Genomic DNA, 26,584 nt, shown 5'->3' on the forward strand with positions numbered 1-26,584 from the left:
CCGATCATTTACCCGACCCCGAACATCTTCGCCCGCTCGCCGTACCGCGCGTGGAGCGCCTTCTTGAGAGCCGGATGACGCTCCAGGTTCGGGTCCTCGTCCACGATGCGGCGCGCTTCACCGCGTGCCTTGGAGAGAAGCGCGGCATCCTTTTCCAGGTCGGCGAAGCGGAAGGCGGGAAGGCCGGACTGGCGCGCGCCGAAGAGATCACCGTAGCCGCGGAGGCGCATGTCGGCCTCGGCGATGGCGAAGCCGTCCTCGGTGGAAGCGAAGATGCGCAGCCGCTCCAGGTGCTCGGCGCCGGCGGAAAGGAGGATGCAGAAGCTCTCCTCCGATCCGCGCCCTACACGGCCGCGAAGCTGGTGGAGCTGCGAAAGCCCGAAGCGCTCGGCGTGCTCCACCACCATCACCGTCGCGTTCGCCACGTCGATCCCCACCTCGATCACCGTGGTGGAGACGAGAACGTCGATCTCGCCCGCCCCGAACGCGCGCATCACGCGATCCTTTTCCTCGCCCGGCATCTGGCCGTGGATCAGCGCAAGGCGGAAGTCGGGGAAGAGGACGCGCAGCGACTCGAACTCCTCCGTGGCGGACTTCAGGTCCAGCTTCTCGGACTCGTCCACCAGCGGGTAGACGAAGTACGCCTGCCTTCCCTGCTCCACCTGCTCGCGCACGAAGGCCAGCACCTTGGGCCGCGCCGACTCGTTGCGCAGCGCGGTGCGCACGGGGCGGCGGTTGGGCGGGCGCTCGTCGAGCACGGAGATGTCCAGGTCGCCGTACAGCGTCAGCGCCAGCGAGCGCGGTATGGGCGTGGCGGACATCACCAGCGTGTCCGCGTGCGTGCCCATCTCGGTGAGCGCGAGCCGCTGCTTGACGCCAAAGCGATGCTGCTCGTCCACCACCACCAGCCCCAGCTTGTGGAACTCCACCGCTTCCTGGATCAGCGCGTGGGTCCCCACCACCAGGTCCGCGTCGCCCACGGCGATGCGGTAGGCGGCCTCCTTCCACTGCTTCGCGCTGAGCCGGCCCGTGAGGAGCGTGACGCCGGCGGGGACGTCGCCCAGGAGCTTGACGAGGGTGCGCGCGTGCTGCTCCGCCAGGATCTCGGTGGGCGCCATCAGCGCGGCCTGGTAGCCGTTTTCCGCCGCGCGCAGCATGGCGAAGAGCGCCACCACCGTCTTCCCCGCCCCCACGTCGCCCTGCAGGAGGCGGTTCATGCGTCGCGGCGCCGCCATGTCGTCGCCGATCTCCTTCAGCACACGCTTCTGCGCGCCGGTGAGCGCAAAGGGAAGCGACTTGTGGAAGGGGCGCACCAGGTGGTCTTTCCGCTCGAAGGCGATCCCCTGGCGCTCCACAGTGGCCTCACGGCGCACGCGGGCGTGCAGAATCTGGAGGAAGAAGAGCTCCTCGAACGCGAGCCGCCTCCGCCCCTCCTCCGCCTCGGCGAGCGTCGAGGGGCGGTGCATCTGGTCGAGCGCCTTCCACAGCGGCAGGACCCCCGCATCCTCGCGCAACGCGTCATCCAGCGGATCGTCGCTCTTTGCGGACTCCAGCAGGCCGTTCAGGTTGTCCGCGATCAGGTTGCGGACCTGCCGGTGCGTCAGCCCTTCCGTCGCCGGGTAGACGGGGAAAATGGCGCCCGTCTCCTCCGACGACTCCTCGCCCTCCGCAGCGATGACGGTGAACTCGCGCGGCTGGAACTGGCGCCCGTGGTAGAAGCGCACGGTGCCGGAGAGGAGGAGGAGGTCGCCCTTCTTCAGGACCCGGTCGAGAAAGGGCTGGCCCGGCCACGAGCACTCGATCAGCCCGCTCCCGTCGCGCACCACCGCCTGGAAGATGCGCAGCCCCCTGCGCGTGGGGAGCACGCCCTTGGACACCACGCGCCCGATGATGGTCGCCTCCATCCCCGGATCCAGCGCGTTGATCTTTGTGATCGTGCTGGCGTCTTCGTAGCGGTGCGGGACGTGGAAAAGGAGGTCGCGCGCGTTGAGGAGCCCCATCTTCTTGAGGAGGTCCGCGCGCTTGGGCCCCACACCCTTGAGGAACTGGATGGGGCGATCCAGCTCCGAGTACGCGGGAAGCTCCGCGCCCTCGGGCGTGGTGGGGAGGATGACGGGCTTGAGCGGTTTTCCGCGAACCACGGGAGAAGGAGTGCGTTAGTGCGTTAGTGCGTTAGTGCGTTGTGACGCGGATATCCGTCCAGCCATCTGTCATCCTGAGAGAGCCGCCCACGCCAACCTCCGCCGCGCCCTCTGGACTCCTGCGGCGAACGAAGGATCTAGCCGGCGAGGCAAGAGGACGGTGGGTAACGACGGGCCCCTCGGCACGCGCAGTAGATCCTTCGCTTCGCGCCAAAGTGCGGAGCCGGGGCGGGGCCGGAGAAGCGCGTCGCTCAGGATGACATAAGCGGGGTGGTGCCACGCACCCGCACTCACGCACTTCCCTTCCTACATCGTCAGCACTTCCTCCGCGAACGCCTCGATCTCGAACGGCACCAGGTCCTCCAGCGACTCGCCGACGCCGATGAACTTCACGGGGAGGTCGAACTCCTCCTTGATCGCGACGACGATGCCGCCCTTGGCGGTGCCGTCCATCTTGGTGAGGACGATCCCGGTGAGGGGGAGGGTCTGGCCAAAGGTGCGGATCTGCGCCAGTGCGTTCTGGCCGACGGTGGAGTCGAGCACCATCAGCGTCTCGTGAGGCGCGCCGGGGAGCTTTTTCCCGATGACGCGGTGCACCTTTTCCAGCTCCTTCATCAAGTCGGTCTGCGTGTGCAGGCGGCCGGCCGTGTCCACGATCACGACGTCGGTCTCGTTGGCGATGGCGCGCTCCATGGCGTCGAAGGCCACGGCGGCGGGGTCTCGGCCCGCCTCGGCGCCCACGAAGTCGCACCCCACGCGGTCCGCCCAGCGCTTGAGCTGCTCCACGGCGCCCGCGCGAAAGGTGTCGCCCGCCGCGATGAGCACCTTGCGCCCCTGCCGCGTGAGGCGGTGCGCCAGCTTCGCGATGGTGGTCGTCTTCCCCACCCCGTTTACGCCCGCGATCAGGAAGACGGTGGGGCCCTCATCGTAGTTGAAGCGCAGGGCCGTGTCCGACCGCCCGGCGGAGAGGATGTCGACGATCTCCTCGCGCACCGCGCGCTGGAAGTCGTTCTGCGACCGCGCGATCCCGCGCTCCGCCAGCGTCTCCACCACTCGCACCAGCCGCAGCGTGGAGGGCACTCCGAAGTCCGCCCCGATCAGCGTCTCCTCCAGCCCCTCGAGCGACCCCTCGTCCATCCCCTTCACCAGCACCGTCACGTCCGTCAGCGCGACGTCCACGATGCGGTCCCAGAGCGACTTCTTTCCTTCTTCTTTCTTGCGGAACAGACGAGCCATCTATCAGCAGCCTTTCATGTCGTTCGTGATCTCGTGACCGGCCCGCAATCTACAACACCGCGCCCTTCCCTGCACCGGGAAACGAAAGCACCCCCGCCGAACCCGCGGCGGGGGTGCCCATCAGCTGGAGCGTCAGCCTTGCGCGCCGAAGCTTGCCTGCGCCTGCTGGAAGCGGCGGGTAACCTCTTCCCAGTTGATCGTGTTGAACCACGCCTCGAGGTAGTCGGGGCGGCGGTTCTGGTACTGCAGGTAGTAGGCGTGCTCCCACACGTCCACGCCCAGGATCGGCGTGTAGCCCAGCATCAGCGGCGAGTCCTGGTTGAGCGTGTCGATCGCCTGGAGCTTGCCCTGGTCGTCCACCACCAGCCACGACCACCCGCTCCCGAAGCGGCCCTTGCCCGCGTCAATCATGCGGGTCTTGAGCTGGTCGTAGCCGCCGAACGCCTGCGTCAGCGCGTCGGCGAGAGCTCCGGTGGGCTCGCCGCCGCCGTTGGGGCCCATCACCTGCCAGAAGAGCGAGTGGTTGGCGTGGCCTCCGCCGTTGTTGCGCACCGCGTTGCGGATGTCCTGCGGCACGTCGTCGATGCGGCGCAGCAGCGCCTCGATGTCGTCGCCCGCATGGAAATCCGGGTGCTTCTCCAGCGCGGCGTTCAGGTTGGTGACGTACGCGGCGTGGTGCTTGTCGTGGTGGAACTGCATCGTCTGCATGTCGATGTGCGGCTCCAGCGCATCGTACGCGTACGGCAGATCGGGAAGGTTGAACGGCATCGTGTGCCTCCGTCGTGTGTTGGTCGGACCATCGCCCGCGCGGGTGTGACGCGGCGAGTCGCGCACGGCGCACGCAAGCGCCGCACCGGGAGGCCCAATGTACGGTGCGCCAGATGTTCCGCCACGGACCCGCCGTGAAGCCGCCGCGGCACCCGCTCTGCCGAATGGGGCTTCCGTTATGCCCCTCGGCCACGTGAAAAGTAGTCCGCAGGAGAACCGCCATGAAGCTGAAAATCTTCGTCCCCGCCTTGCTCGCCCTGGCCGCGTGCGGCGAGACCACCGGCTCCGTCGAGCCCGATGCCGCCGTCGAGACGGTGCGCCAGGCCGCGCTCCCGCTGCGGGGCACCGCCGCCGACTACGACCCGCTCCTCGCCGCGATCGGCGACACCCGCTTCGTCATGCTGGGCGAGGCGACCCACGGCACGCACGAGTTCTACGCGGAGCGCGCGCGGATCTCACGAAGGCTGATCGACGAGCGCGGCTTCGCGGCCATCGTGGTGGAGGGCGAGTGGCCCGCCTCGCGCCGCGTGAACCAGTACATTCGCGGCCAGGGAAGCGACGCCACGCCGGAGGCCGCGCTCTCTGGCTTCACGGAGTTCCCGTACTGGATGTGGCGCAACACCGTCGTGCGCGACCTCGTCCGCGACCTGCGCGCGCTGAACGCCGCGCGGCCCGCCGCGGCGCGTGTGGGGTTCTACGGGATGGACGTGTACAGCCTCTACCCGTCGATGGACGACGTCGTGGCGTACCTGTCGCGCGTGGACGCCGCCGCGGCAGACCGGGCGCGGACACGGTACGCCTGCTTCGCCGCGCACAACCGCAGCCCGGAGCGGTACGCGAGCGCGGCCGCCTCCAACCCGGCGGCCTCGTGCGCCACCTTCGCCGCCGCGCAGCTCCAGGAGATGGAGCAGCGCGCCGCCGCCGCGCCCGCCGACCCCGAGCTCTTCGACGCGGTGCAGAGCGCGCGCGTGGTGCGGAGCGCTGAAGAGTTCTACCGCACCAACGCCTTCGGGGGCCACACGGCCTGGAACGCGCGCGACCGGCACATGGCCGAGACGCTCGCGGCGCTCTCCGCGCACCTGGAAGCGCGCGGACAGAGCGGCAAGATCGCCGTGTGGGCGCACAACTCCCACGTGGGCGACGTGCGCGCCACGGAGATGGGTGCGCAGGGGCAGCTCACGGTTGGGCAGCTGATGCGCGAGCGCAGCGGAGCCTTCCTCCTGGGCTTCACCACCTACGAGGGCGAGGTGACCGCCGCCACCTTCTGGGGCGGCCCGGGGCTGGAGACCGCGTTGCGCCCGGCCCTCCCGGAGAGCTTCGCGAATCTCTTCCACCAGACGGAGATCGCGAGCTTTCTCCTGATCCTGCGCGGCTCGCCCGCCGCCCCCGCGCTCCGCGAAGAGCGCCTGGAGCGCGCCGTCGGCGTGATCTACGCGCCGCGCACGGAGCGCCAGAGCCACTACTTTACCGCCCGGCTCGCCGACCAGTTCGACGCCGTGATCCACGTGGACCGCACTACGGCGGTGGAGCAGCTGCGGTGAGGGGAGGTGGCCCTCACCCCCGCTCGTTCCTCGCTGCCCCCTCTCCCGATAACAGGAGAGGGCTGCGCCCTCGCCGTTATCGAGAGAGGGGGCGTCAGGCCGCGCGAGGCGGTAGGGGCGTGATTCATCGCGCCCACCCTCCGCCCCCGCCCCGACAATCGCACCACACCCGAATCCCGTAGGGGCAGACCTGCGTGTCTGCCCGCCCTTGCCCCCTGCCCCTCCGCACCGCAACTCGTAGGGGCAGCCCCGCGTGGCTGCCCGTGCTCTCTCCCGCGCCGAACTCTCGCTCCATCCGTTCGACCTCACCCCCCGCCCTGGACACACAAAAGGGGAGAGACGACTAATCTCTCCCCCCGAGTCCGCGCAGGCGGACTTTGTGCTGTCGTTGCCGCGAGTTTACTCGCCCGCCTCCTCCTGAACCCATCGCATCCACCTGCTGCTCCAAGCGGCGGAAGCGGCGGGCGAGAGAGATTGCATAGCGCAGGATCATCAGCCACGCGAAGGCGGCAACGGCGTGTTGTGCGCGTCACCCGTCAGACGCGGCTGCGTCACTCATTAATCTCCGCTGATTACCGCGGCGTCCCGCCGTGCTTCCTGTTGCAGGGCTTCCCACTCCAGGGTCTCCCCGACATGCGCACGCAACACGTGGTAAGGTATGCGGAAGAACGTCTCCCCGGGCTGCACGTCCCGAAAGCTATCGCTCCGCGTGCCGTCCGGTTCAGCGGTCCGCACGGCGACGCGAAGTGTCTCCTCGGTCCCACGCATGATCGAGATGCTCATAGGCCCTCCAATATCCTGGTCACCACGGACAACGCCTCGTGGAAGGTAGAACGCATCAACTCGTCCATTCCGGCCGCGCCACCTCCGCTTACGATCGCGACGAGTTCCGCGAATGTCTCTTCGGCGCCCGCGTCGACCGTCTCATTCAAAAAGTATTCAAGTTGATCACGAAGGTTCCATTCCTCGACACGTCGTCGCCCCAGCAGGTACGCGGAGCTGAACTCGTCGGCGGTGGATGCACCGCGCAATGCCTGGTCCACAGCGTGCCCGATCTCGTGGCGCAGCGCCTCGGCGACATCCGTGCAGAAACCGATAAGGCCGGTGTCGTAGTCTTCATAAGTCTCCGCGAGGACAATGCGTTTGGCACCACCGCCTTGAAATCCGCCAGACACGTTGGCCCATGTGGCGTCGGGTGGATAGCCACGTGGTGCCTGACCGCGCAATACAGGCTCCGCCTCGAGCATTGTCCGGCCCGAAACCAGTGCGTACCCCTCTTCTTCCAGAACCCTCAGGATGCCCGGCGGCATGCCCTCGATCACGCGCTCGATCTCCGCCCGGAACTCCGGCCGGACTCCTGTCGCGTGTCGCGGTGCGAACGGCAACGGCCGCATTCAGACGAACCCTGGTGAACAGAGGAGGGGGTGCGATGGACGTCGAAAACTCAGATTAGACCCGCGGTCTCTCCCCACCCATCGCATCCACCTGCTGCTCCAGGCGCTTGAACCGGCGCGCGAGGGAGATCGCGTAGCCGAGGATCATCAGCCAGGCAAAGGTGAATGCCGCGAAGACGTGCCAGTAGGCGCGCAGGGTGCGCGGTGGGGCGGTTTGCTCCGGGAGCGTCTGCACGTTGGTGCGGAGCGCCTGCGACGCGTCCGGCGTGGCGGCGGAGGCCGGAGCGGATGCGGCGGGAGCGGGCTCCTGCGCGCGCAGCGGTGCGCTGCCGAAGGCGAGCAACAGGGCCAGGATCGGGGCCAGGAGTGCGCGGCGCATCAGGCGATCCCGCCAGCGCTACGCACCGACGGCCGCAGGGTCGAGCGGATCCGCTGCGCGTCGACGCGGTTCTCGAGCCGCTCCAGGCCGTAGCGCACCATCAGGAGGCCGAAGAAAAGGAGGGTGAAGGCGAGGAACGACACCAGGAGCGTCTGCACGATCTCGGGGGCGGCCTGGGGGCCCTCGGGGCGCAGGATCACGGCCTCGGGGTGCTGCGAGCGGAACCAGGTGACGCTCAGGTGGATCAGCGGGATGTCCACCGCGCCGACAATTCCCAGGATGGCGGCGAAGCGCTTGCCACGCTCGGGCGAGTCGGCGGCGCCGCGCAGGATGAAGTAGCCGACGTAGATGAACCACAGCAGAAGCGTGAGCGTCAGGCGCGGCTCCCACACCCACCACGCCCCCCACGCGATCTTTCCCCAAAGCGGCCCCGTCACCAGCACGATGGTGGTGAAGAGGAGCCCCAGCTCGGCGGAGGCCACGGAGATGGCGTCGAGCCGCTCGTCGCGCAGCCAGAGGTAGCCGAGCGAGCAGAGGGCCACGATCCCGAACGCCAGGAACGCTACCCACGCCGAGGGTACGTGCACGTAGAAGATGCGCTGCACCACCCCCATCTCGGCCTCGGTGGGGGCGTAAAAGAACACCATGTACAGAGAGGCCGTCAGCGCGAGCGCGGCCAGCGCGTTCAGCATGATCGCCCAGCGGCGGGTGCCCGCGAGCGAGTTGTCGTCGGTCGTCATCACTCCTCCAGCACGGCGCCGAAGAGGGCCGTGCACACGAACAGGAACACGAGATCGAACGCCGCAAGCATGCGAAGCTGCGACGAGATCTCGGCGACGGGGCGCCCCGCCAGCAGCCGCTGCGTGGCGGATGCGGCAAAGATCACCACCGGGATCAGGAGCGGCAGCATCAGGATGGGAAGGAGCGTCTCCCCCAGCCTGGTGTGCGCCGCGATGGCACCGAACAGCGTGCCCAGGGCGATGAAGCCCAGCGTGGCGAGCACCACCACCGCCACCAGCGCGGGGAGCGACCGCCCGTACGGCAGCCCGAAGAAGAGACCGTACACGGGAAAGATCACCGCCTCCACCACCAGCACCACCGCCAGGTTGGCGAGCCACTTCCCCAAAAAGAGCGCCCCCCGGTCCACCGGCGACACCAGCACGCCGGTGAGCGCATCGGCCTCGCGCTCCAGGGCGAAGGCGCGCCCCATCCCCAGCGTCCCCGCGAAGAGCACCGTCACCCAGATCATGGCGCCGGCGATCTCGCGCGCCCTGACGGACGGGTCCAGCGCGAAGGAGAACACCACCGCCACCAGCGCGGCAAAGGTCGCCATGGAGAGGACGCGCTCGCGGGAGCGCAGCTCCAGGAGCAGGTCCTTGCGCGCCACGGCCCACATCTGGGCGAAGAAGCTCATACCGCGGCGGCGACGCGCTCGGTGTAGAGCTGCTCCCAGCGCGCGGCGTCGATCGCGGAGCGGGGCTCGTCGGAGACCCACTCGCCGCCCACCTGCACCGCCACCCGGTCCGCCAGCTCCAGCCCCTGCGACAGGTTGTGCGTCACCAGCACCACCGTCCGCCGTCCGTCGCGCAGGCGCTCCAGGACGCCGCGGAGCGTGGCGGCGGCGTGGGGATCGAGGCCGGTGTACGGCTCGTCCAGGAAAACCGCCTCGGGGTCGTGCAGGAGGGTGCGGGCCAGCGCCACCCGCTGCTGCATCCCGCGGCTGAAGGTGCGCACGCGGTCGTCTCGCCGCTCCCACAGCCCCACCGACGCCAGCGCCTCGCCCACGCGGGCGGCGCGGTCTGGAAGGGAGTAGAGCCGGGCGTAGAAGTCCAGGTTCTCCCCCGCCGTCAGCCCCGGGTACAGGAAGGTCTGGTGCGAGAGGAGGCCGATCTTGTGCCGCCACTCGCCCTCGCCGCCCTTTGTCTCCTCCCCGCCGATCTTCACGGAGCCGCGGGTGGGGGCGACGGCGCCGCAGAGGATGCGGAGGAGCGTCGTCTTCCCCGCCCCGTTGGGTCCGAAGACGGTGAGGAACTCGCCCGGCGCGAGGGCGAAGGAGATGCCGCGCACCGCCGGGAGCGGGCCGTACCACTTCTCCACCGCGATCGCCTCGACCGCGGGGACCGCGCCGGCCGTCAACGCAGCCGCTTGCCGCACCCGGCGCAGAAGCGGCTCCCGGCGGGGTTGGCGAAGCCGCAGGCGTGGGCCGCCTCCACGCGCGCCTCGCGGCGCCCGCCGGTGACGGCGCGCTCCGCGGTCTCGGCGGCGCGGATCGCCTCCAGCGCCTCGTACGACATGCGGTCGCGCTGGGCGCGGTAGTCCGTCTCGTCCAGCTTGCCACCCAGGAAGTCGTACTCCAGCTCGCGGAGCGAGGCGAGCGTGGCGCGGCGGCGGGCATCGGCATCGAGCAGCGCGCCGGGCGCGGCATCCACCAGCACCGCCGTGCGCCGCCCCGCGATGGGGCGGATCACCCACGCCGCGGCGGCCAGCGCCAGGATCAGACCGAAGACCAGCACCGTCATACGCCCGCCTCGCCGCGCTCGAAGGCCCGCAGCGCCGCGTCGAGCCGCGCGCGGTCCTCGTCGGTCATCGCGCCGGCGGGCACGGGCGTGGCGGCGGTGCGGCCACGCATGCGGCGAATGGCGAAGAAGACGGCGAATCCGCCCAGCAGCAGCACCAGCGGCGGCGCGAGCCACGCCCACAGGCCGAAGCCGTCGCGGCGCGGCAGCGTCCTCATCCGCTCGCCGTAGCGCGCGACGACGCCCTCCACGATCTGGTCCGACGTCTGGCCCTGGAGCGCGGCCGTGCGGATGGTATCGCGCAGGGCGATCGCCTCGGCCGCAGGGCACATGTCCAGCGTGTGCGAGGGGGTGACGGGAGAGCGCAGGCTGACCAGCGTCTCGTGCACCACTGCCTGCACTTTAGGCGGGAGCTTCGCCTGCACCTGCGCGTGCGCGGGCGCGGCGAGCGCCAGCAGGAGCGCGGCCAGGAGGATGCGCATCACGCCTCCACCAGCTCGGGCTCGCGGACTGCAACCGGCGCGCGCAGGCGGGGGACGGGGCGCGTGGCCTCGGCGGAGGGCCACATCGCCACCAGCGTGCCGATGGCCATGATGAGGCCGCCGAGCCAGATCCACGGCACCAGCGGGTTCACCAGGACGCGAAAGGTGACCACGGGCCGCGGGTTCGTCCCCTGCGCCACCGCCTCCATGTTGTCGATGCCGGCCAGAATCAGGTACAGGTCCTCGTTCCACGCGCGCCGGATCCCCACCTCGCTCACGATCTCCTCGCGGCGGCTGTAGGCGCGCTTCTCGGCGGTGAGCATCCCCGCGAACTCGCCGTTGCGCGCGACCTCGACGGACGCGACCAGCTTGCTCATGTTCTGCGCCGGGTACGACGACATCGCCTGGTACGTCAGCGTGTACTGATGCCCGAACGGGGAGCGGATCTTCACCGACTCGCCGGGCGAGAGGGCGGCCTGCTCCTCCACGTTGAAGGCGGCGCCCGCGAAGCCGGCGAACATCACCACGAGCCCGGCGTGCACCACGTAGCCCCCGTAGCGCCTGCGGTTGCGCGCCACCAGGTGCATCATGGCCGCCAGGTAGCGCTCGCGCTCGATGTGGGCCCGCGCGCGCGTCCCCTTGTGGAACTCGACCACGATCGTAGTCATCACGAAGGCGCCCAGCCCGAAGGTGAGCAGAGCGTAAGTGTGGCGCACCCCCACCATCCACAGCACCGCCGCGGTCACCACCGCGACCGACACGGGCGCCAGGAAGTTGCGCCGCAGGTTGCGCGGCGACGCCTTGCGCCAGGCGATGACGGGCCCGATCCCCAGCAGCGCCAGCAGCATCAGCCCGATGGGGATGTTGACGCGGTTGAACCACTCCGGCCCCACCGTGATCTTGCGCCCCGCGAAGCCCTCGGAGATCAGCGGGAACATCGTCCCCCAGAGCACCGCGAACATCCCCGTGACGAAGAGGAGGTTGTTCCCCAGGAACGCCGCCTCGCGGGAGACGAACGACTCCATGCGGTGGTCCGGCTCGAAGCGGTCGCGGCGCCACCACACCAGCCCCGCCGTCACCAGGATCAGCGCGCTCAGGAAGCCGAGGAAGATGTACGCGATCGTCAGGTTCTCGGCGAACGAGTGCACCGACTCGATCAGCCCGGAGCGCGTCAAAAAAGTGGCGAAGATGCTGAGGAGGAAGGTGCCCATCACAAGCAGCACGTTCCACATCTTGAGCATTCCGCGCTTCTCCTGGATCATCACGGAGTGCAGGTACGCCGTGCCGGTAAGCCAGGGGAGGAGCGACGCGTTCTCCACCGGGTCCCAGAACCAGTAGCCGCCCCAGCCCAGCTCCTCGTACGCCCACATCATTCCGAAGATGATACCCACCGTCAGAAAGAACCACGCGAGCAGCGTCCAGCGGCGCGTGGTCGCGATCCAGCGCGTGTCCAGCCGCCCCGAAAGGAGCGCGGCCACGCAGAAGGCGAACGGGATGGTGAAGCAGGTGAAGCCGAGGTACAGCGTCGGCGGGTGGATCGTCATCCAGTAGTTCTGGAGCTGCGGATTGAGCCCACGGCCGTCGGCCGGGGTGAAGTCCAGCAGCTTGAACGGGTTGGACGCGAAGACGATCACCACCATAAAGAACGCCAGCACCGCGAGGTTCGTCCCCGTGACGTAGGGCATGAACTCGCGGTTGCGCCGCCGGTTCTGCGCGACGACGATGGCCGAGAAGAGGGCCAGCAGCGTGGCCCAGAAGACGAGGGAGCCGGTCTGCCCGGCCCACAGCCCCGTGATCTTGTAGAAGAGGGAGAGCTCGCGGTTGGAGTACCCCGCGACGTACTGGTAGACGTACTCGTTGCGCAGGAACGACGCGATGATCGCCCCGCACGACACCAGCAGCAGCGCAAACACGGCGTACACGGAGCGCTCGGCGCTGAGCACCAGGTCTCCGCGCCCGCGCCGCCCGCCCACAAAGCCGAGCGTGGCGCCCCACCCGGCCAGGAGGAGCGCCACCCAGAGGGCGACTTCGCCGATCGAAGTGATCACGACGTCTTCAGATCCGCTTCGACGGCTTCGTAGCGCGAGCCGCACTTGGTGAGCACGGTGGACGCCTCGAAGGTGCCGGCCCGCGTGAACTTCCCTTCCACCACCACGTCGCGCCCTTCCTTGAAAGTGTCCGGGAGCGGCCCGTTGTACTTCACGGGGAACTGCGTGGTCCCGTTGGCGATGTCCATCACGGAGAAGGAGAGGTCCAGCGTGCGCTGGTCGTAGCGCACGGTGCCGGGCACCACGCGCCCGCCCACCTTGTACCCCAGCGCGTGGAGCGACGGGTCCTTGTTCACCGCCGACACCAGCTCGGTGGGGGTGTAGTAGTACATCGCGGAGTCCTTCATCCCCGTAACCATCAGGTACCCCACGACGCCCACCAGCGCCACGGCTGCCGCGGCGAACTTGCGCTGCTTCTTCACCGGGAGATCCTCCGCGGAAGGGTGCGAGTCAACGCGCCGAATATAGCGCGCAATCTTCTGCGGTGAAAGGCGTTCGGCGCTACACGGTTGTGGGGGAAAGCCTGACGGACGGGGATGAGGGGATGGGGGATGAGGGGATGAACTACACAGCCCCGATAATTTCATGCCTTCATCCCACATCCCCCTCCCCTCATCCCCTCATCCCTTCATCCCTTCAGCCCCTCATCCCCTCATCCCCTCACCCCCTCATCCCTTCATCCCCGCGGTCACTCCGCGCTCCAGCAGCTCACGCGCGTGCTCCAGCGACTTCTCGCTCTCCGGATCGCCGCCGAGCATGCGGGCGATCTCGGAGACGCGGCCGGCGGATTCCAGGGGGGTGACCTCGGTGGTAGTGCGCCCGTCGCGCTCCAGCTTGGAGACGAGGAGGTGCAGGTGCGCGCGCGAGGCGATCTGCGGAAGGTGGGTGATGGCGAAGACCTGATGGCTCCCCGCCACCTCCCGCATCTTGTCCCCCACCTGCAGCCCCACCCGCCCACCGATGCCCGCGTCCACCTCGTCGAAGATCAGCGTGGGGACGGAGTCCAGCCGCGCCAGGATCGTCTTGAGCGCCAGCATGATGCGCGACATCTCCCCGCCGGAGGCGACAAAGGAGAGCGGCCTGGGGTCGAAGCCCTTGTTGAGCGACACGCGGAACTCGACGTCCTCCGCCCCGTGCGCGCCCGGCGCCGCGAGCGGCACGCGCACCGCCGCGAAGACCCCGCCCGCCATCCCCAGCTCGGGGAGCACGGAGGTGACCTCGCGCGACAGCTTCTTGACCGCCTTGTCGCGGCGAACGGTAAGGTCGGCGGCCGTTGCATCGCGGGCCTCGCGGGCGGCGAGCAGGCGCTTGTTGAGCGCGGCGGCCTCGAAGCCGGCGCCGTCCACCAGGTCCAGCTCGGCGCGCGCCTGCCGCCCGATCTCCACGATCTCCTCCAGCGTGCCACCGTACTTGGAGCGCAGGCGGAAAAGCAGGTCCTGGCGGCGGCGGATCTCGTCCAGGCGCGCGGGATCGTGCTCGATGTTGGCGGCGTAGCGCTCCATGCGGTCGCCCAGCTCCTGGAGCGCGTAGTACGCGCTGTCGTACAGCTCCTGGAGCTCCGCCTGCGACGGGTCGATGCGGACGAGCGAGTCCAGCGCGCGGCGGATGCTCCCCAGCCCGCTCACCAGCGCCTCGTCCGCGCCGATCAGCGCCTCGTACAATCCGCCGGAGAGCGCGGTCAGCTCCTCCGAGTGGGTGAGGCGGCGCGCGTCGTCCTCCAGCTCCTCCTCCTCGCCGGGGCTGAGGGCGGCCTTTTCGATCTCGTCCGCCTGGAAGCGCAGGTAGTCGGCGCGCTGCATGGCCTCGCGGCGGCGCGTCTCTAGCGACTCCAGCTCGCGCTCCAGCCCCAGGACGGCGGCGTGCGCGGCGCGCATCTTCTCCACCGCCTCCGCATTGCCTGCGTAGGCGTCCAGGATGGCGCGCTGCTCGTCGCGGCGGAGGAGCGTCTGATGCTCGTGCTGGCCGTGGAGGTCCACCAGGAGCCGCCCCAGCTCGCCCAACACGGAGACGGTGGTCGGCGAGCCGTTGACCCAGGCGCGGCTGCGCCCCTCGGCCACCACCTCGCGCTTGAGGACGAGCGTCCCCTCCTCCGCCTCGAAGCCGCGCTCGTCCAGCATCCGTTCCACGTCCTCGCGCCCGGCCACGTCGAACACGCCCTCTACCGACGCGCGCTCCTCGCCGTGGCGCACGACGTCCGCGGAGGCCCGCTCGCCCAGGAGCAGGCCCAGCGCGCCCACGATGATCGACTTGCCCGCGCCGGTCTCGCCGGTGAGCACGTTGAGGCCCGGCCCCAGCCGTACGCTGAGCCGGTCGATCAGGGCGAAGTTGCGGATCCGCAGCTCGGAAAGCATGCGCGAAGATACCCCGAAAGGTGGACACGGTTCGCGGGGGAGGAAAAGAAGTGCCAAGTCCCAAGTGCCAGGTCCTGAGTAACAGCACTTAGCACTTAGGACTTGGCACTTCCCTACAGCAGCATCCGCGACGCGAGCCCCAGGAGCAAAAAGAACCCGAACATGTCCGTGAACGCCGTCACGAAGATGGAGGAGGCGATGGCGGGGTCGATGCCCAGGCGCTCCAGCATGGTGGGCACGAAGGCGCCGGCGAAGCTCCCCACGGCCAGGTTCCCCCACATCGACATCAGCACCACCAGCGCCAGCTTGGTGTTGGCGCCTTCGTGGCTGGCGAGGAGGTAAGTGGCGGTGGCGAGGACGAGGCCGGTCAACAGGCCATTGGTGGCACCCACCAGGAGCTCCTTGAAGAGGACGCTCCACAACCGCTTGGTGCCGGGGGTGAGCGCGAGCCGCCGCACCGTCACCGCCAGCGCCTGCGTCCCGCTGTTGCCGCCCATGCCGGCGATCACCGGCATGCACACGGCCAGCAGCGCCACGTTCGCCACCACGTCCTCGAATGCGTAGATGATGGCCGCGGCGGACGAGGCGGTCAGCAGATTGACGCACAGCCAGGGGAGCCGGGAGCGCACCGCGTCCTGCCAGCCGCCGCGCAGCTCCTCCGCCTGCGAGGTGCCGCCGAGGCCGAGGATGTCGCGCGTGTTCTCCTCCTCCATCACGTCCAGGACGTCGTCAAAGGTCACGCCGCCCAGCAGCCGCCCCGCGCCGTCCACCACCGCCACCACCGTCAGGTTGTAGCGCGACACCATGCGCGCCACCTCCTCGCGGTCCGTCTCCGGGAGGACGGTCGCGGGGACCTCCTCCAGCAGGTCCGTCACCTGCGCGGCCGGCGACGCGCTCACCAGCCGCGCCAGCGGAAGGAAGCCCTGGAGCACGCGCCGGCGGTCGACCACGAAGACGACGTAAAGCTCCTCCATCTCCTGCTCCAGCGCCTGCCGCCGCACCTCCTCGGTCGCCTCCGCGGCGGTGAGGCCCACGGGGATCGCGACCAGCTCCGTGGTCATGATGCCGCCCGCGGAGTCTTCCGGGTAGCGCATCAGGTCGCGGATCTCGCCGGCGTCCTCCACCGGGAGCGCCGCCAGCACGCGCGCCTGGTCTTCCGGGTCCATCTCGCCGATCAGGTCCGCGGCGTCGTCGTCGGACATCTCGGCCACGACGGCGGCGATCTGCTCGTTTTCCAGGCCGGCGAGCGAGTCCTCGGGGTGCTCGTCGGGGTCCATCTCGGCCAGCGCCTCGGCGGCGAGCGCCGGGTCGCCGGCAAGCACGCGCACCGCGTGGGCGCGGTCCTCCTCGTCCAGCTCCTCCAGCAGGTCCGCGATGTCGCTGGCGTGCGGAACCTCGTCCAGGAACGCGCGCAGCCCCGCGTCGTCCTCGTGCTCGAGGAGCTCGCGGAGGCGTGCGACGGACAGTTGCTCGGAAGCGGGCATCAAGCGCGGGCCAGGGGTGGGGCGTGGCGAAGAATCATGTGTCGCCGGAGAGGAAGGAGCGCAGCAGCTCTTCCTGTCGGACGAACATCTCGGACTGCATGCGCTCGGGTCCGTCGGGGTGCTGGTAGCCGAGGACGTGGAGGACGCCGTGCACGGCCACGCGCAGCACCTCCTCCTCCGCCGTCGCGCCGAACTCGGCGGCCTGGCGGACGGCCTGCTCCACGCCCACGTACACGTCGCCCAGCGGCGGCTCGTCGCCTTCGTGCATGGCGAAGGTGATGACGTCGGTGGGCCCCTCGTGCTCCAGGTACTGGTCGTTCATCGCCGCGATGGCGCCGTCAGCCAGCAGCGCGACGGAGATCTCCGCCTCGGCGACCCCCTCGGCGAGCAGGACGTGGCGCACGGCGGCCTCCACGCGCTCCGGCCGGACGGGCGGCGCCACGCCTTCGCCCACGCTCACCTCCACGATCAGTTCTTGCACGTTCACCCCGCGGCCCGGGTGGGCTCCGGCTCCTGCGCTTCCCGGGGGAGTTCCGGGGCGGGGACGGCGGAGGGATAGTCGAGGCGCTGGTGGTACATCCCCGAGAGGACGCGGGCCAGCACTTCGCGCGTCGTGTGGATCTCGCGCAGCGTCAGCGGGCACTCGTCGAGCTGGCCGGCGGCGATCTTGGCGCCCACGATGCGGTCCACCAGCTCGCGGATCCGCTCCGGCGTGGGGTCCTGCAGCACGCGCGCGGCGGACTCCACCGAGTCGGCCATCATCACCACCGCCGTCTCGCGCGTCTGCGGCTTGGGGCCCAGGTACTGGAAGTCCGTCGCGTTGACGCGGGCGTCCGGGTCCGCGGCGCGGGCCTGGTCCAGGAAGAACGATATCGACTGCGTGCCGTGGTGCTGCGTGATGAAGGCGCGCACCGTGGCCGGCACCTTGTACTCTTCCGCCAGCCGCAGCCCCTCGATGACGTGGCTGCGCACGATGGCCGCGCTCATGGCCGGCTTCAGCTTGTCGTGCGGGTTGCGGCCGCGCGGCTGGTTCTCGATGAAGTAGTGCGGCTTGGCGATCTTGCCCACGTCGTGGTAGTAGACCCCCACGCGGGCCAGCAGCGCGTTGGCGCCGATGGCGTTGCACACCGCCTCGGCCAGGTTCGCCACGCTGATGGTGTGCGCGTACGTCCCCGGCGCCTCCATGGAGAGCCGGCGCAGGAGCGGGTGGTTGGGATCGGCCAGCTCCAGCAGCGTCTGCGCGGTCGTCACGCGGGTGAACCACTCCGCCACGGGAAGGAAGCCGATGGCCAGCAGCGTGCACGCCGTCGCGTTCACCACGCCCCACACCGCGGACCAGCCGATCACCTGCCACGGCTCCGCGCGCTGCAGCCCGACCGCGAGTGCGCACGCCGCGTACGCCGCCCCCACAACTCCCGCCACCGCCCACGTCTGCAGCCGCCGCTGCGCCAGCCGCACGCCGAACGACGCCGCGGCGCCGCCCACCGCCGCCGAGAACGCCGTCGCCGCGCCCAGGAAAGGCGTCTGTCCACCGAGGAGGAGCGCCAGCACGAGCGCCGTCACCAGCGCCAGCCGCCCGCCCCAGAGCACGGCCACGACGAGCGTCGCAAAGGGCACCGGGATCAGCTCCGGCGGCAGCCCGCCGCGCGCCACCAGCGCCGCCATGCCCGAGACGGCGACGATCAGAACCGCCAGGAACGTGACGGCGCGGTCATCATCGTACACCTGGAGCCGCGCCAGGCGCAGGAGGAAGCCGACGATGCCCAGCAGGAGCACGTTGTACAGGATGGAGCCCAGAACGCGCCCCGTCGTGCGCCCGCCGCCACGCTCGTCGCGCTGCGCGTCGAGGGCGGCCTGATAGGCGCGCAGGCGCTCCTCTTCGCGCTCTCCCACCTGCTCGCGCGCGCCGACGATCCTTTCGCCGGCCAGGACGCGCGCCTTCACCGGGTCCACCGCGGCGCGGGCGCGTTCGCGGGCGGCGCGCGTCTCCGCCTCGTTGTGCGCGAGCGAGGGGCGGAAGTAGCGCACCAGCAGCAGGCGCTGCAGCTCCGCCGCATCCGCACCCAGCTCGGGCGGGAGCGCCGCGGCGGCACCGCTGAAGAACTCGTCCGCGGTGCGCAACGAGTCGGACGGCACGAGCCGCTCGCCGTCGGGCAGGCCGCGCACGCGCACGGCCGGGAGGCGGTTGCGCTCGGTGGCGCCGCGCGCGATCCCCTGCCCGAACCGCTCGCGCACGGTCGCCTCGGTCGCCGCGGCCAGCATCGCGCGCCGCGTGGAGTCGCCCAGCACCTCGACCGCGCCCAGCGTCGTGGGGACGCGGGCGGCGGCCAGGGTGCGGCGCACCGCCTCGTCACGCTCGGCTGCCGGTGCGGCGGCGAGTTGGCGGTCGACGGACGCAAAGAAGACCCGCAGGCCGCGCACGACGCTGTCCGCGGCGGTGGGGTCGAAGTCGTAGACCGGGGGGATGCCGCTGGCGGCCTCGTCCTGGTCGTGGCGCAGCTCCTCGGTGGTCTTGGGGATCTGGAATGGGATCTCCGCCACCACGTCCTTGCGCGCCACAACGCCGCGCTCCAGCACCGGCGTGTCCGACCCGCGCGCCGCCGGAAAGAGCGCGGTCACGGCCCCCGCCGTGCCCAGGAGCAGGGCCAGGCGGAAGCCGTGGTGGCGCAGGCGCCGCGCGCGGGTCCAGGGCGCATCGTCCCCGGCGGGGCGCAGGGCGGCGCGCCGCTCGGGCCGGGGCAGCTCCGCGGCGGCGGGCTTCATCAGGAAGCCACCGGCTCCTGGCTGCCGTCGGGCACCGTCTCGCCGCTGGCGATGGCGTACGCCTCGATGATCTCCTTCACCAGCCGGTGGCGGATGACGTCGCGCCCGCTCAGGTACGAGAAGGCGATCCCCTCGATCCCCTTCAGCACCTGCTCCACCTCGATCAGCCCCGAGTCGCCCTTGTTGGGAAGGTCGATCTGCGTCTTGTCCCCCGTGATCACCGCCTTGGAGTTCAGCCCCAGGCGGGTGAGGAACATCTTCATCTGCGCGCGCGTGGCGTTCTGCGCCTCGTCCAGGATCACGAAGGCGTCCTGCAGCGTGCGCCCGCGCATGTACGCCAGCGGCGCGATCTCGATGGAGCGGCTCTCCATCGCCCTGCGCAGCCGGTCGGGCGGGATCATGTCCTCCAGCGAGTCGTACAGCGGGCGCAGGTACGGATCGATCTTCTCCTGCAGGTCGCCCGGCAGGAAGCCCAGGTTCTCACCGGCTTCCACGGCGGGGCGCGCCAGGATGATGCGCTTCACCCGCTTCTTGAAGAGCGCGTCCACCGCCATGGCGACGGCCAGGTAGGTCTTTCCGGTCCCGGCCGGACCGATCCCCACCGTGATGTCGTTCTCCTCGATGTTCTGGAGGTACGCCGCCTGCCCCTCGGACTTGGGGGTGATGGCGCGGCGCACGCCCGGCACGACGACGCGGCCGGGATCGGCCAGCTTACCCACTCCGTTGCCGGAGCGGGACGCATCGAAGAAGCGCGCCACGTCGTCGGTGCCAAAGGGCACTCCGGTGCGCGCCATCTGGATCATGTGCTGCGCGACGGGAACGGTGCGCTCCACGTCTTCGAGCCGACCACTGAGGAGGAGGTGGTCGTCGCGCAGGACCACGCGCAGCCCGGACACGCGCCCGAGCTCGGTGAGGTTGGCGTCGTTCACCCCGCCCAGCGCGAGCGGGTCCGCCCCTTCGGCGGGAAGCCGGTGCTGGACCGGCGATGGAGTATCAGGCATTTAGTTATGCTGCGGGTGTATGGAGAAACTGAAGTGCCAAGTGCCAAGTGCTAAGTGCCAAGTGCTAAGTGCCAAGTAAAGGCGGCGCCGTGCCGTAGGGGCGCGATTCATCGCGCCCGTGTCCGCCCCCGCACCGCCGCCCTCGCGCACGCCGACCCGCGTAGGGGCAGACCTGCGTGTCTGCCCGCCCTTTGCCCCCGCACGGTTAACGCCGCACGCACCACCCCTGGTAAGGGCGGCCCCACGTGGCCGCCCGTGCCCGCCCCCGCACCGCCCCCTGCGCGCGTCCACCCAACCCCCTCTGTCATCCTGAGCGACGCGCTTCTCTGCCCTCTCCCATGCTCGGAGCCACGGCGCGGAGCGAAGGATCTACTGCGCGTGCCGTGAGGTCCAGCGTGTCGCACCGTTCCCTTGCCTCGCCGGCTAGATCCTTCGGTCACCGCAGGGAGTCCGGCTTGCTCCGCGATGCTCCGTTAGGCGGGCTCCCTCAGGATGACAGTTGGGGCCGCTTCGTCACCCTCTAGGCACTAGGCACTAGGCACTAGGCACTAGGCACTTGGCACTTGGCACTTCCCTATTACTTCCCACGCACCTGTATGTTCGCTTCCTTCAACTGATCCTCGCCGAGCTTCACCGGCGCGCCTTCGAAAAGGGCGCGGGCGCTGGTCGTTTTGGGGAAGGCGACGACGTCGCGGATCGAGGCGACGCCGGCAAGGAGCATCACCAGGCGGTCGAAGCCGAAGGCGAAGCCCGCGTGCGGCGGCGCGCCGAAACGGTACGCCTCCAGCAGGAACCCGAACTTCGCCTCCGCCTCCTCCTCGCCGATCCCCATCGCGGCGAAGACGGAGCGCTGCAGCTCGGGGATGTGGATGCGGACCGAGCCGCTCGCCATCTCCGCGCCGTTGCACACCGCGTCGTACGCGCGCGAGCGCAGGCCGCGGGCGTACAGGGCGCGCGCCTCCGCACCCGTGGGAGCGCCGTTCTTCGAGGCCTCCAGGAAGATGGGGAGGTCGTCGGGGTGCGGCATGCTGAACGGGTTGTGCGCGTACACCAGCCGGCCATGCTCCGCATCCCAGTCGAAGAGCGGGAACTCCGTCACCCAGAGCCACGCGTGCTTCGTCTCGTCCACCACGTCCATCTTACGGGCGAGGTGGCGGCGCAGCTCGTCCAGCGCCCCCTCCAGCGGCGACGCGATCGCCTCGTCGGACGCGGCGGTGGCGTCCGGGGCGGAGCGGAAGTGGCCCACGACGGCCACGAACAGATCGCCGGCCTCCATCCCGCTGGCGCCCAGGAACGACTCCAGCACGCCGCCCGTGAGCGCCTTTGCGAACTGGCCGGACATCCCCTCGTCGCCGCGCTTGACCCACAGGGCGCCCGCCGCGCCGCCGCGCTTCGCCACATCCTGCAGCTCGTCCAGCTCCCTGCGCGACAGCCGCGCGCCACCGGGGATGCGGATGCCGCGGATTCGCTGTGCCGTACCCTCGATCGCCTGGAAGAGGCGGAAGTCGGCGCCGGCCAGCGCCTCCGTCACGTCCACGATGGGCAGGTCGAAGCGCAGGTCCGGCTTGTCGGTGCCGTAGCGGGCGAGCGCCTCCATGAACGTCATGCGCGGGAACGGGACGGCGAGCTCCACCCCCAGCACGTCGCGGAAGACGGCCGCCATCAGCCCCTCGCCCAGCCGGAAGACGTCCTCCTCGTTCACGAACGCCATCTCGGCGTCGATCTGCGTGAACTCGAGCTGGCGGTCGGCGCGCAGGTCCTCGTCGCGCAGACAGCGGGCGATCTGGAAGTAGCGGTCGTAGCCGCTCACCATCAGCAGCTGCTTGTAGATCTGCGGCGACTGCGGGAGGGCGTAGAACTCGCCGGGGTGCATGCGGCTGGGCACCACGAAGTCGCGCGCGCCCTCCGGCGTCGGCTTGGTGAGCATGGGCGTCTCGATCTCGAGGAAGCCCTGCCCGCCCAGGTACGTGCGCGTGGCGTGCGCGGCGCGGTGCCGCACGATGAAGTTCCTCTGCAGCTCCGGCCGGCGCAGGTCCAGGTAGCGATAGCGCAGGCGCAGGTCCTCGGAGGCCAGCTCGTCGGACGGGGCGCGGTACACCTGGATGGGGAGCGGCTCGGCGCGCGTCAGGATGCGCAGCCCGGTGCAGCGCAGTTCCACGTCGCCCGTGGCCATGTCCGCGTTGTGCTGCCCGGCGATGCGGGGAAAGATCGTCCCCTCCACCTGCACCACGTCCTCGGGGCCCAGGTGGCGCGCCTCGGCGAGCACATCCTCCGGCGTCCAGGCGGGGTCGAAGGAGACCTGCACGATCCCCTCGCGGTCGCGCAGGTCCAGGAAGACGAGCCCGCCCAGGTCGCGGCGGCGGTGCACCCAGCCGGCGAGCGTGGCGGCGGTGCCTGCGTCGGCCGCGCGGAGCGTGCCCGCGGCGGCGGTGCGGAATGCGGTGGCGAAGTGGTCCGTCATCGGCGCAAAGGATCGGCACCCGGCGCGGCGGCACGGGCGCGTCGTCGTGAGAAGAATCGGTGAGCGGCAAGTACGCCGGCGATCGCGCCCAGCGTGTCCGCCACCCAGTCCAGCAGGTCCGGTGTGCGGCCCGGCACGAAGCTCTGGTGCACCTCGTCCGATGCGCCGTACAGCGTCCCGATCGCGATCAGCGGGAGCCGGCCGACCGCGGCCGGTGCACCGCCGTACGCCAGCAGCACGCCGAGCCCCGCGTACGCCGCGAAGTGCAGCATCTTGTCCGAGTTGTCCACGTCCGGCAGCCGCACCGTGGGCTGGGCGGAGGCCACAAAGATCGCGGCCATGTACAGCAGCGCCGGTGTCCAGCGCAGCCAGCGCTTCACGTGCTCTCGGCTTCGGCCAGCACGGCGAGGAAGTCGTCCGGCGTGCGGGCGGCGGCCAATCTCTCGCGCAACGCGTCGCGGCGCACCAGGCGCGAGATGCGCGAGAGCGCCTTGACGTGCGCCCCCGCCGCCGACTCCGGGCCCACCAGGAGGAAGACCAGCGTCACGGGGCGCCCGTCCAGCGCGTCGAAGTCCACCGGCTCGGGCGCTACGCCGGCCGCCATCACCAGCTCGGGCGCCGAGTCCGACTTCCCATGCGGGATCGCCACGCCGCTGCCGATGCCGGTGCTCAGCACCTCTTCGCGCGCGCGCACGGCGCGCAGCACGTCGGCGGGGTCGCTCAGGTAACCGCCGCGGTGCAGCACCTCCACCAGCTCCTGCAGCAGGGCGTCCTTGGACGCGCCTCGCAGCGGCACCTGGATGCGGTCCGGGGTCAGCAGCTCGGTCAGCAGCACGCGCACCTCAGAGGGGTGGAAAGCACCGGCCACGCCGTGGGGGAGCGTGGCCGGAAGCCCGTCAACCTAACGTGGGCCCGCGGCGGCATCAAGCATGCGCCCGGGGAACACCGCGGCCGGTGGGGGGAATCAAGCCGGAACGCGTACGGCGCGAATGTAACTCCGAGTCCTGAGTCCTAAGTCCTAAGTCCTAAGTCCTAAACAGCGGTGTTCAGCACTTAGCACTTAGCACTTAGCACTTAGCACTTCCGTCCAACAAATCGCCATGACACCCGAAGCACCCCCGACCGACCTGATCGGCCTCCTTCCCGAGGAGGCGGAAGCCGTGCTCCGCGCCCACTTCGAGCGCAGGGGGCAGCCCGCCTTCCGCGTGAAGCAGGTGCTGCGCTGGATCTACGAGCGCGAGGCGTTCGGCTTCGACGACATGACCGACCTGCCGCTGGCGGAGCGCGCCGCGCTCGGCGAGGCGTTCGCCTTCACCGCCCCCGCGCCGGCCAAGATCTCCCGCTCGGTGGACGGCACCGCCAAGCACCTCTGGCGCCTGGCGGACGGCGAGCTGATCGAGTCGGTGCTGATCCCCACCGCCACGCGCCTCACGCTGTGCATCTCGTCGCAGGCGGGGTGCGCGATGGCGTGCACCTTTTGCGCCACTGGCTGGGCAGGATACCGCCGCCAGCTCACGGCGGGGGAGATCGTGTCGCAGTTCCGCGGCGCGCGCCACTGGGCGCGCAGCCACGGCTACGACGACATCACCAACATCGTCTTCATGGGGATGGGCGAGCCGCTGATGAACCCCAAAGCGGTCTTCCCTACCCTGCGCATCCTGAACCACGGCTACAAGTTGGGGGCGCGGCGCATCACGGTGTCCACGGTGGGCGTGGTCCCCGGCATCCTGCGCATGGCGGAGATGCCGGAGCAGTTCCGCCTGGCCGTCTCGCTCCACGCGCCCAACCACGAGCTGCGCCAGAAGCTGATCCCGCTCGAGAAGAAGTACGACCTCGGCGAGCTCCTCGATGCCCTGCGCAAGTTCGACGCGGCGGGCGGCAAGCGGATCACCTTCGAGTACGTGATGATCGACGGCGTCACCGACCTGCCGGAGCTGGCGGACGAGCTGGCGGTGGTGATCCGCGAGTTCAACGCCTTCGTGAACCTCATCCCCTTCAACCCGATCCCGGGTACGGACTGGCGCCCGTCGAAGCGGCAGCGTCTGAACTACTTCGTGGAGCGCCTGGAGTCGCGCGGCATCTCCGCCTTCGTGCGCGAGAGCCGCGGCAGCGACATCGCCGCCGCCTGCGGCCAGCTCCGCGCGGAGGTCAAGGAGGGGAGGAAGCCGGTGCAGATGGGGTCGATCTGAAGGGTGGGGCCGGCGGTTGAAACCGCTGCAACAACCGCGGGAAGCCTGCCTTCGCAGGGCTCGTGGGGGCGGGGTTGGTGTGGGGCGGCGGCGGCCCGTGCCGAATCCGGCGGGGGGGCGAATCGCGAATCCCGGAAACCGGGGGCTGAAGCCCTCGGCTGGAACCACGGGAAGACCGCTGAAGCGGTCTCGCCAGCCGCAAGCCAGTCCGCGAAGGCGGACTACGTGTGGTTCCAGCGGCGAATTCATTCGCTCGTTGAGCGGGCTTCCCGCCGCGCCGGGTCCTGCCACGCGAACGGATCTCGCCCCCGAGTCCGCGAAGGCGGACTTTGTGCTGTTGTTGCCGCGAGTTTACTCGCCACCGGAGGAGCTGCTGATTTCAGCAGCTCCTCTGCCTTTGTCCTGAGGCTGAGTCAGTCGATTCGCTCGGTCAGATCCACGCGCATTTTCCCCACGAGCCGTTCCGCGCGTGCAAGCAAATCAGATGAAAGCGGCTGAATGCTCTCTGGATCCTCGGCCATGCCGCGCTCGATAATCGCGAGGAATGCTTCCAGCACAGTGCCGTCCTGTGAGCTTCCATCGTGTACGCCGTTGTTGCCCGTCTTCATCATCACCTCCGAACCGCGGTCAGCTCCCGGATCCGGCGGCGGACGGCGTCGGCTTTGCCGGTGCGCTCGAGGGCGGCCCAGAGGCGCTGGAGCGTTTCGGCGTCGACGAGGCCGGGCGGGGAGCCCTGGGCGGGGCCGGTGAGGCCTTCGGCGCGGCGGAATGCGTCGACGGCGGCGACGGCTTCCGGCGTGTAGACGTTGGCGGTGCTGTCGCGCGCGAGCTCGGTCTCGGCGCGGCGATAGTGGCCGAGTGCGTGGAGGATCAGCTTGAGCTGCCACACGTCCGATCCGGCGAACTGCTGGAGGGTGCGGAAGCCCAGCGTTTCCGAGATCGTGTTGTAGATGCGGCGCAGCTCCGCGACAGGCTCCGCGTGCTCGCAGACGTTGATGTCGGCCGTGACCTGGTCGGGCCGGCGGGAGCGGCCGGGGCGCGGATCGGCCACGATGACGGCGGCGGACTGGGCGCGCCCCTTTCGTGCGTCGCCGCCGGCCGCGTGGCCCGCGGCGAGCGCTTCGATCAGGCGGTCGGCAAGGTGGCGGCCGCTGGGCTCGGTTTCTTCGAAGCTGCGGGCGACGGCGGCGAGCACTTCGGGGCCGACCAGGAGGTTGCCCTGAGTGACGTAGTTGCGCCCGGCGCGGTTACCGGCCCACGGACTGTTGCCCGTCCCCGTGTGCTGCGCCGATGCGCCGTTCACCGCGATCACCCCCACCTGCCGCTGCGCCGCGAGGGTATCCGCCGCCAGCGTCTGGCGCAGGGCCTCGGCGGGGGCGACGCCGCGCGCAAGGAGGCTCAGCAGCTCGGGGCCGTACTCCACGCGCGTGAACGCCTGCGTCGCGACAGCGCCGACGCCCGCGCGCACGTGCGGCACCGCATTCCCGACGCACGCCACGCGCGTCGTGACCGCGACCCCGGTCTCGCCTGTGGCGGGGTCCACGGCGGCGATGGAGAAGGTGCTGAAGCGCAGGGGGTCGCCCCACGCGGCGGGCTCCTGCGCGGCGAGCGGGGCCGTGGCCAGGAGGAGCGGAACGCAGATTCGGATCGGGCGCATGGGAGTCGGTTCGGGGACGAAAAACCGCAACCGCGGGCCTCAGTAGAGTCGAGTCGGGGCGCCGTGGCATGGTTGCCCGGTTTCCCCGACCCGCTCATCGAACCGGACGTGCGGATTTCCCGCATCCGGCTCTCCGACTGGGTTCACTTCAAGGCATGCGAGAGCGCCACCCG

25 protein-coding genes are annotated in these 26,584 nt (G+C 70.1%); 2 read left to right on the plus strand and 23 right to left on the minus strand.

Going from position 1 to position 26,584, the window contains the following annotated elements:
* Positions 1–8: 8 nt before the first annotated feature.
* The 3 genes from recG to VF584_09440 form a co-directional block, all read right to left on the minus strand.
* A complete protein-coding gene (gene recG / locus VF584_09430) occupies positions 9–2,141 on the minus strand; it encodes an ATP-dependent DNA helicase RecG (GenBank protein ID HEX8210400.1) in 2,133 nt (710 codons plus the stop codon).
* Between the two features lie 306 nt (positions 2,142–2,447).
* Positions 2,448–3,377 carry a signal recognition particle-docking protein FtsY gene (ftsY, locus tag VF584_09435; protein HEX8210401.1) on the minus strand — a complete coding sequence of 310 codons (930 nt, stop codon included), beginning with the start codon at positions 3,375–3,377 and terminating at the stop codon, positions 2,448–2,450.
* Positions 3,378–3,509: 132 nt separating this feature from the next.
* Positions 3,510–4,145 carry a superoxide dismutase gene (locus VF584_09440; protein HEX8210402.1) on the minus strand — a complete coding sequence of 212 codons (636 nt, stop codon included), beginning with the start codon at positions 4,143–4,145 and terminating at the stop codon, positions 3,510–3,512.
* A gap of 221 nt (positions 4,146–4,366) precedes the next feature.
* Here VF584_09440 and VF584_09445 point away from each other — a divergent pair, with 221 nt between their 5' ends.
* Positions 4,367–5,686, plus strand: coding sequence for an erythromycin esterase family protein (locus VF584_09445; protein ID HEX8210403.1), 1,320 nt, complete (start codon positions 4,367–4,369; stop codon positions 5,684–5,686).
* Positions 5,687–6,244: 558 nt separating this feature from the next.
* Here VF584_09445 and VF584_09450 read toward each other — a convergent pair.
* The 18 genes from VF584_09450 to VF584_09535 form a co-directional block, all read right to left on the minus strand.
* Positions 6,245–6,469, minus strand: a complete 225-nt coding sequence (locus VF584_09450) for a hypothetical protein (GenBank protein HEX8210404.1) — start codon at positions 6,467–6,469, stop codon at positions 6,245–6,247.
* A complete protein-coding gene (locus tag VF584_09455) occupies positions 6,466–7,008 on the minus strand; it encodes a hypothetical protein (GenBank protein ID HEX8210405.1) in 543 nt (180 codons plus the stop codon). The genes VF584_09450 and VF584_09455 overlap by 4 nt, the downstream gene beginning before the upstream one ends.
* A gap of 127 nt (positions 7,009–7,135) precedes the next feature.
* On the minus strand, positions 7,136–7,459 hold the full coding sequence (locus tag VF584_09460) for a CcmD family protein (protein ID HEX8210406.1): 324 nt from the start codon (positions 7,457–7,459) through the stop codon (positions 7,136–7,138).
* Positions 7,459–8,199 carry a cytochrome c biogenesis protein CcsA gene (gene ccsA / locus VF584_09465; protein ID HEX8210407.1) on the minus strand — a complete coding sequence of 247 codons (741 nt, stop codon included), beginning with the start codon at positions 8,197–8,199 and terminating at the stop codon, positions 7,459–7,461. Before ccsA ends, VF584_09460 begins: the two co-directional genes overlap by 1 nt.
* Positions 8,199–8,873 carry a heme exporter protein CcmB gene (locus tag VF584_09470; protein HEX8210408.1) on the minus strand — a complete coding sequence of 225 codons (675 nt, stop codon included), beginning with the start codon at positions 8,871–8,873 and terminating at the stop codon, positions 8,199–8,201. The genes ccsA and VF584_09470 overlap by 1 nt, the downstream gene beginning before the upstream one ends.
* A complete protein-coding gene (gene ccmA / locus VF584_09475; GenBank protein ID HEX8210409.1) occupies positions 8,870–9,595 on the minus strand; it encodes a heme ABC exporter ATP-binding protein CcmA in 726 nt (241 codons plus the stop codon). The genes VF584_09470 and ccmA overlap by 4 nt, the downstream gene beginning before the upstream one ends.
* A complete protein-coding gene (locus tag VF584_09480) occupies positions 9,592–9,978 on the minus strand; it encodes a zinc ribbon domain-containing protein (protein ID HEX8210410.1) in 387 nt (128 codons plus the stop codon). The genes ccmA and VF584_09480 overlap by 4 nt, the downstream gene beginning before the upstream one ends.
* Positions 9,975–10,457: a cytochrome c-type biogenesis protein gene (locus VF584_09485; protein ID HEX8210411.1), complete on the minus strand. Its 483-nt coding sequence runs from the start codon at positions 10,455–10,457 to the stop codon at positions 9,975–9,977. Before VF584_09485 ends, VF584_09480 begins: the two co-directional genes overlap by 4 nt.
* A complete protein-coding gene (locus tag VF584_09490; protein ID HEX8210412.1) occupies positions 10,457–12,505 on the minus strand; it encodes a heme lyase CcmF/NrfE family subunit in 2,049 nt (682 codons plus the stop codon). The genes VF584_09485 and VF584_09490 overlap by 1 nt, the downstream gene beginning before the upstream one ends.
* Entirely contained in the window at positions 12,502–12,927 is a 426-nt protein-coding gene (locus VF584_09495) for a cytochrome c maturation protein CcmE (protein ID HEX8210413.1), read from the minus strand. Before VF584_09495 ends, VF584_09490 begins: the two co-directional genes overlap by 4 nt.
* 246 nt (positions 12,928–13,173) lie before the next feature.
* On the minus strand, positions 13,174–14,856 hold the full coding sequence (gene recN / locus VF584_09500; protein HEX8210414.1) for a DNA repair protein RecN: 1,683 nt from the start codon (positions 14,854–14,856) through the stop codon (positions 13,174–13,176).
* Positions 14,857–14,969: 113 nt separating this feature from the next.
* Positions 14,970–16,340, minus strand: a complete 1,371-nt coding sequence (gene mgtE / locus VF584_09505; protein HEX8210415.1) for a magnesium transporter — start codon at positions 16,338–16,340, stop codon at positions 14,970–14,972.
* Between the two features lie 34 nt (positions 16,341–16,374).
* Positions 16,375–16,821, minus strand: a complete 447-nt coding sequence (ybeY, locus tag VF584_09510) for an rRNA maturation RNase YbeY (GenBank protein ID HEX8210416.1) — start codon at positions 16,819–16,821, stop codon at positions 16,375–16,377.
* A 2-nt stretch (positions 16,822–16,823) separates the two neighbouring features.
* Positions 16,824–19,103 (minus strand): HDIG domain-containing protein, encoded by a 2,280-nt coding sequence (locus tag VF584_09515; GenBank protein ID HEX8210417.1) that lies wholly within the window; start codon positions 19,101–19,103, stop codon positions 16,824–16,826.
* A complete protein-coding gene (locus tag VF584_09520; GenBank protein ID HEX8210418.1) occupies positions 19,103–20,104 on the minus strand; it encodes a PhoH family protein in 1,002 nt (333 codons plus the stop codon). The genes VF584_09515 and VF584_09520 overlap by 1 nt, the downstream gene beginning before the upstream one ends.
* 577 nt (positions 20,105–20,681) lie before the next feature.
* Positions 20,682–22,565, minus strand: coding sequence for an aspartate--tRNA ligase (gene aspS / locus VF584_09525; GenBank protein HEX8210419.1), 1,884 nt, complete (start codon positions 22,563–22,565; stop codon positions 20,682–20,684).
* Positions 22,562–22,945 (minus strand): VanZ family protein, encoded by a 384-nt coding sequence (locus VF584_09530; GenBank protein HEX8210420.1) that lies wholly within the window; start codon positions 22,943–22,945, stop codon positions 22,562–22,564. Before VF584_09530 ends, aspS begins: the two co-directional genes overlap by 4 nt.
* Positions 22,942–23,400, minus strand: coding sequence for a PTS sugar transporter subunit IIA (locus VF584_09535; protein HEX8210421.1), 459 nt, complete (start codon positions 23,398–23,400; stop codon positions 22,942–22,944). Before VF584_09535 ends, VF584_09530 begins: the two co-directional genes overlap by 4 nt.
* A 265-nt stretch (positions 23,401–23,665) precedes the next feature.
* On the opposite strand from VF584_09535, the gene rlmN reads away from it, so the two are divergent.
* The gene (gene rlmN / locus VF584_09540) at positions 23,666–24,754 is read left to right on the plus strand and encodes a 23S rRNA (adenine(2503)-C(2))-methyltransferase RlmN (GenBank protein HEX8210422.1); all 1,089 of its coding nucleotides are present in this window, start codon (positions 23,666–23,668) and stop codon (positions 24,752–24,754) included.
* A 413-nt stretch (positions 24,755–25,167) separates the two neighbouring features.
* Here rlmN and VF584_09545 read toward each other — a convergent pair whose 3' ends face one another.
* Together VF584_09545 and VF584_09550 are read right to left on the minus strand one after the other, a co-directional pair.
* Entirely contained in the window at positions 25,168–25,365 is a 198-nt protein-coding gene (locus VF584_09545; protein ID HEX8210423.1) for a type II toxin-antitoxin system PrlF family antitoxin, read from the minus strand.
* The gene (locus VF584_09550; protein HEX8210424.1) at positions 25,365–26,411 is read right to left on the minus strand and encodes a DUF1028 domain-containing protein; all 1,047 of its coding nucleotides are present in this window, start codon (positions 26,409–26,411) and stop codon (positions 25,365–25,367) included. The genes VF584_09545 and VF584_09550 overlap by 1 nt, the downstream gene beginning before the upstream one ends.
* Between the last annotated feature and the right edge of the window lie 173 nt (positions 26,412–26,584).

It is taken from the genome of Longimicrobium sp., from assembly GCA_036389135.1.
GTDB lineage: Bacteria > Gemmatimonadota > Gemmatimonadetes > Longimicrobiales > Longimicrobiaceae > Longimicrobium.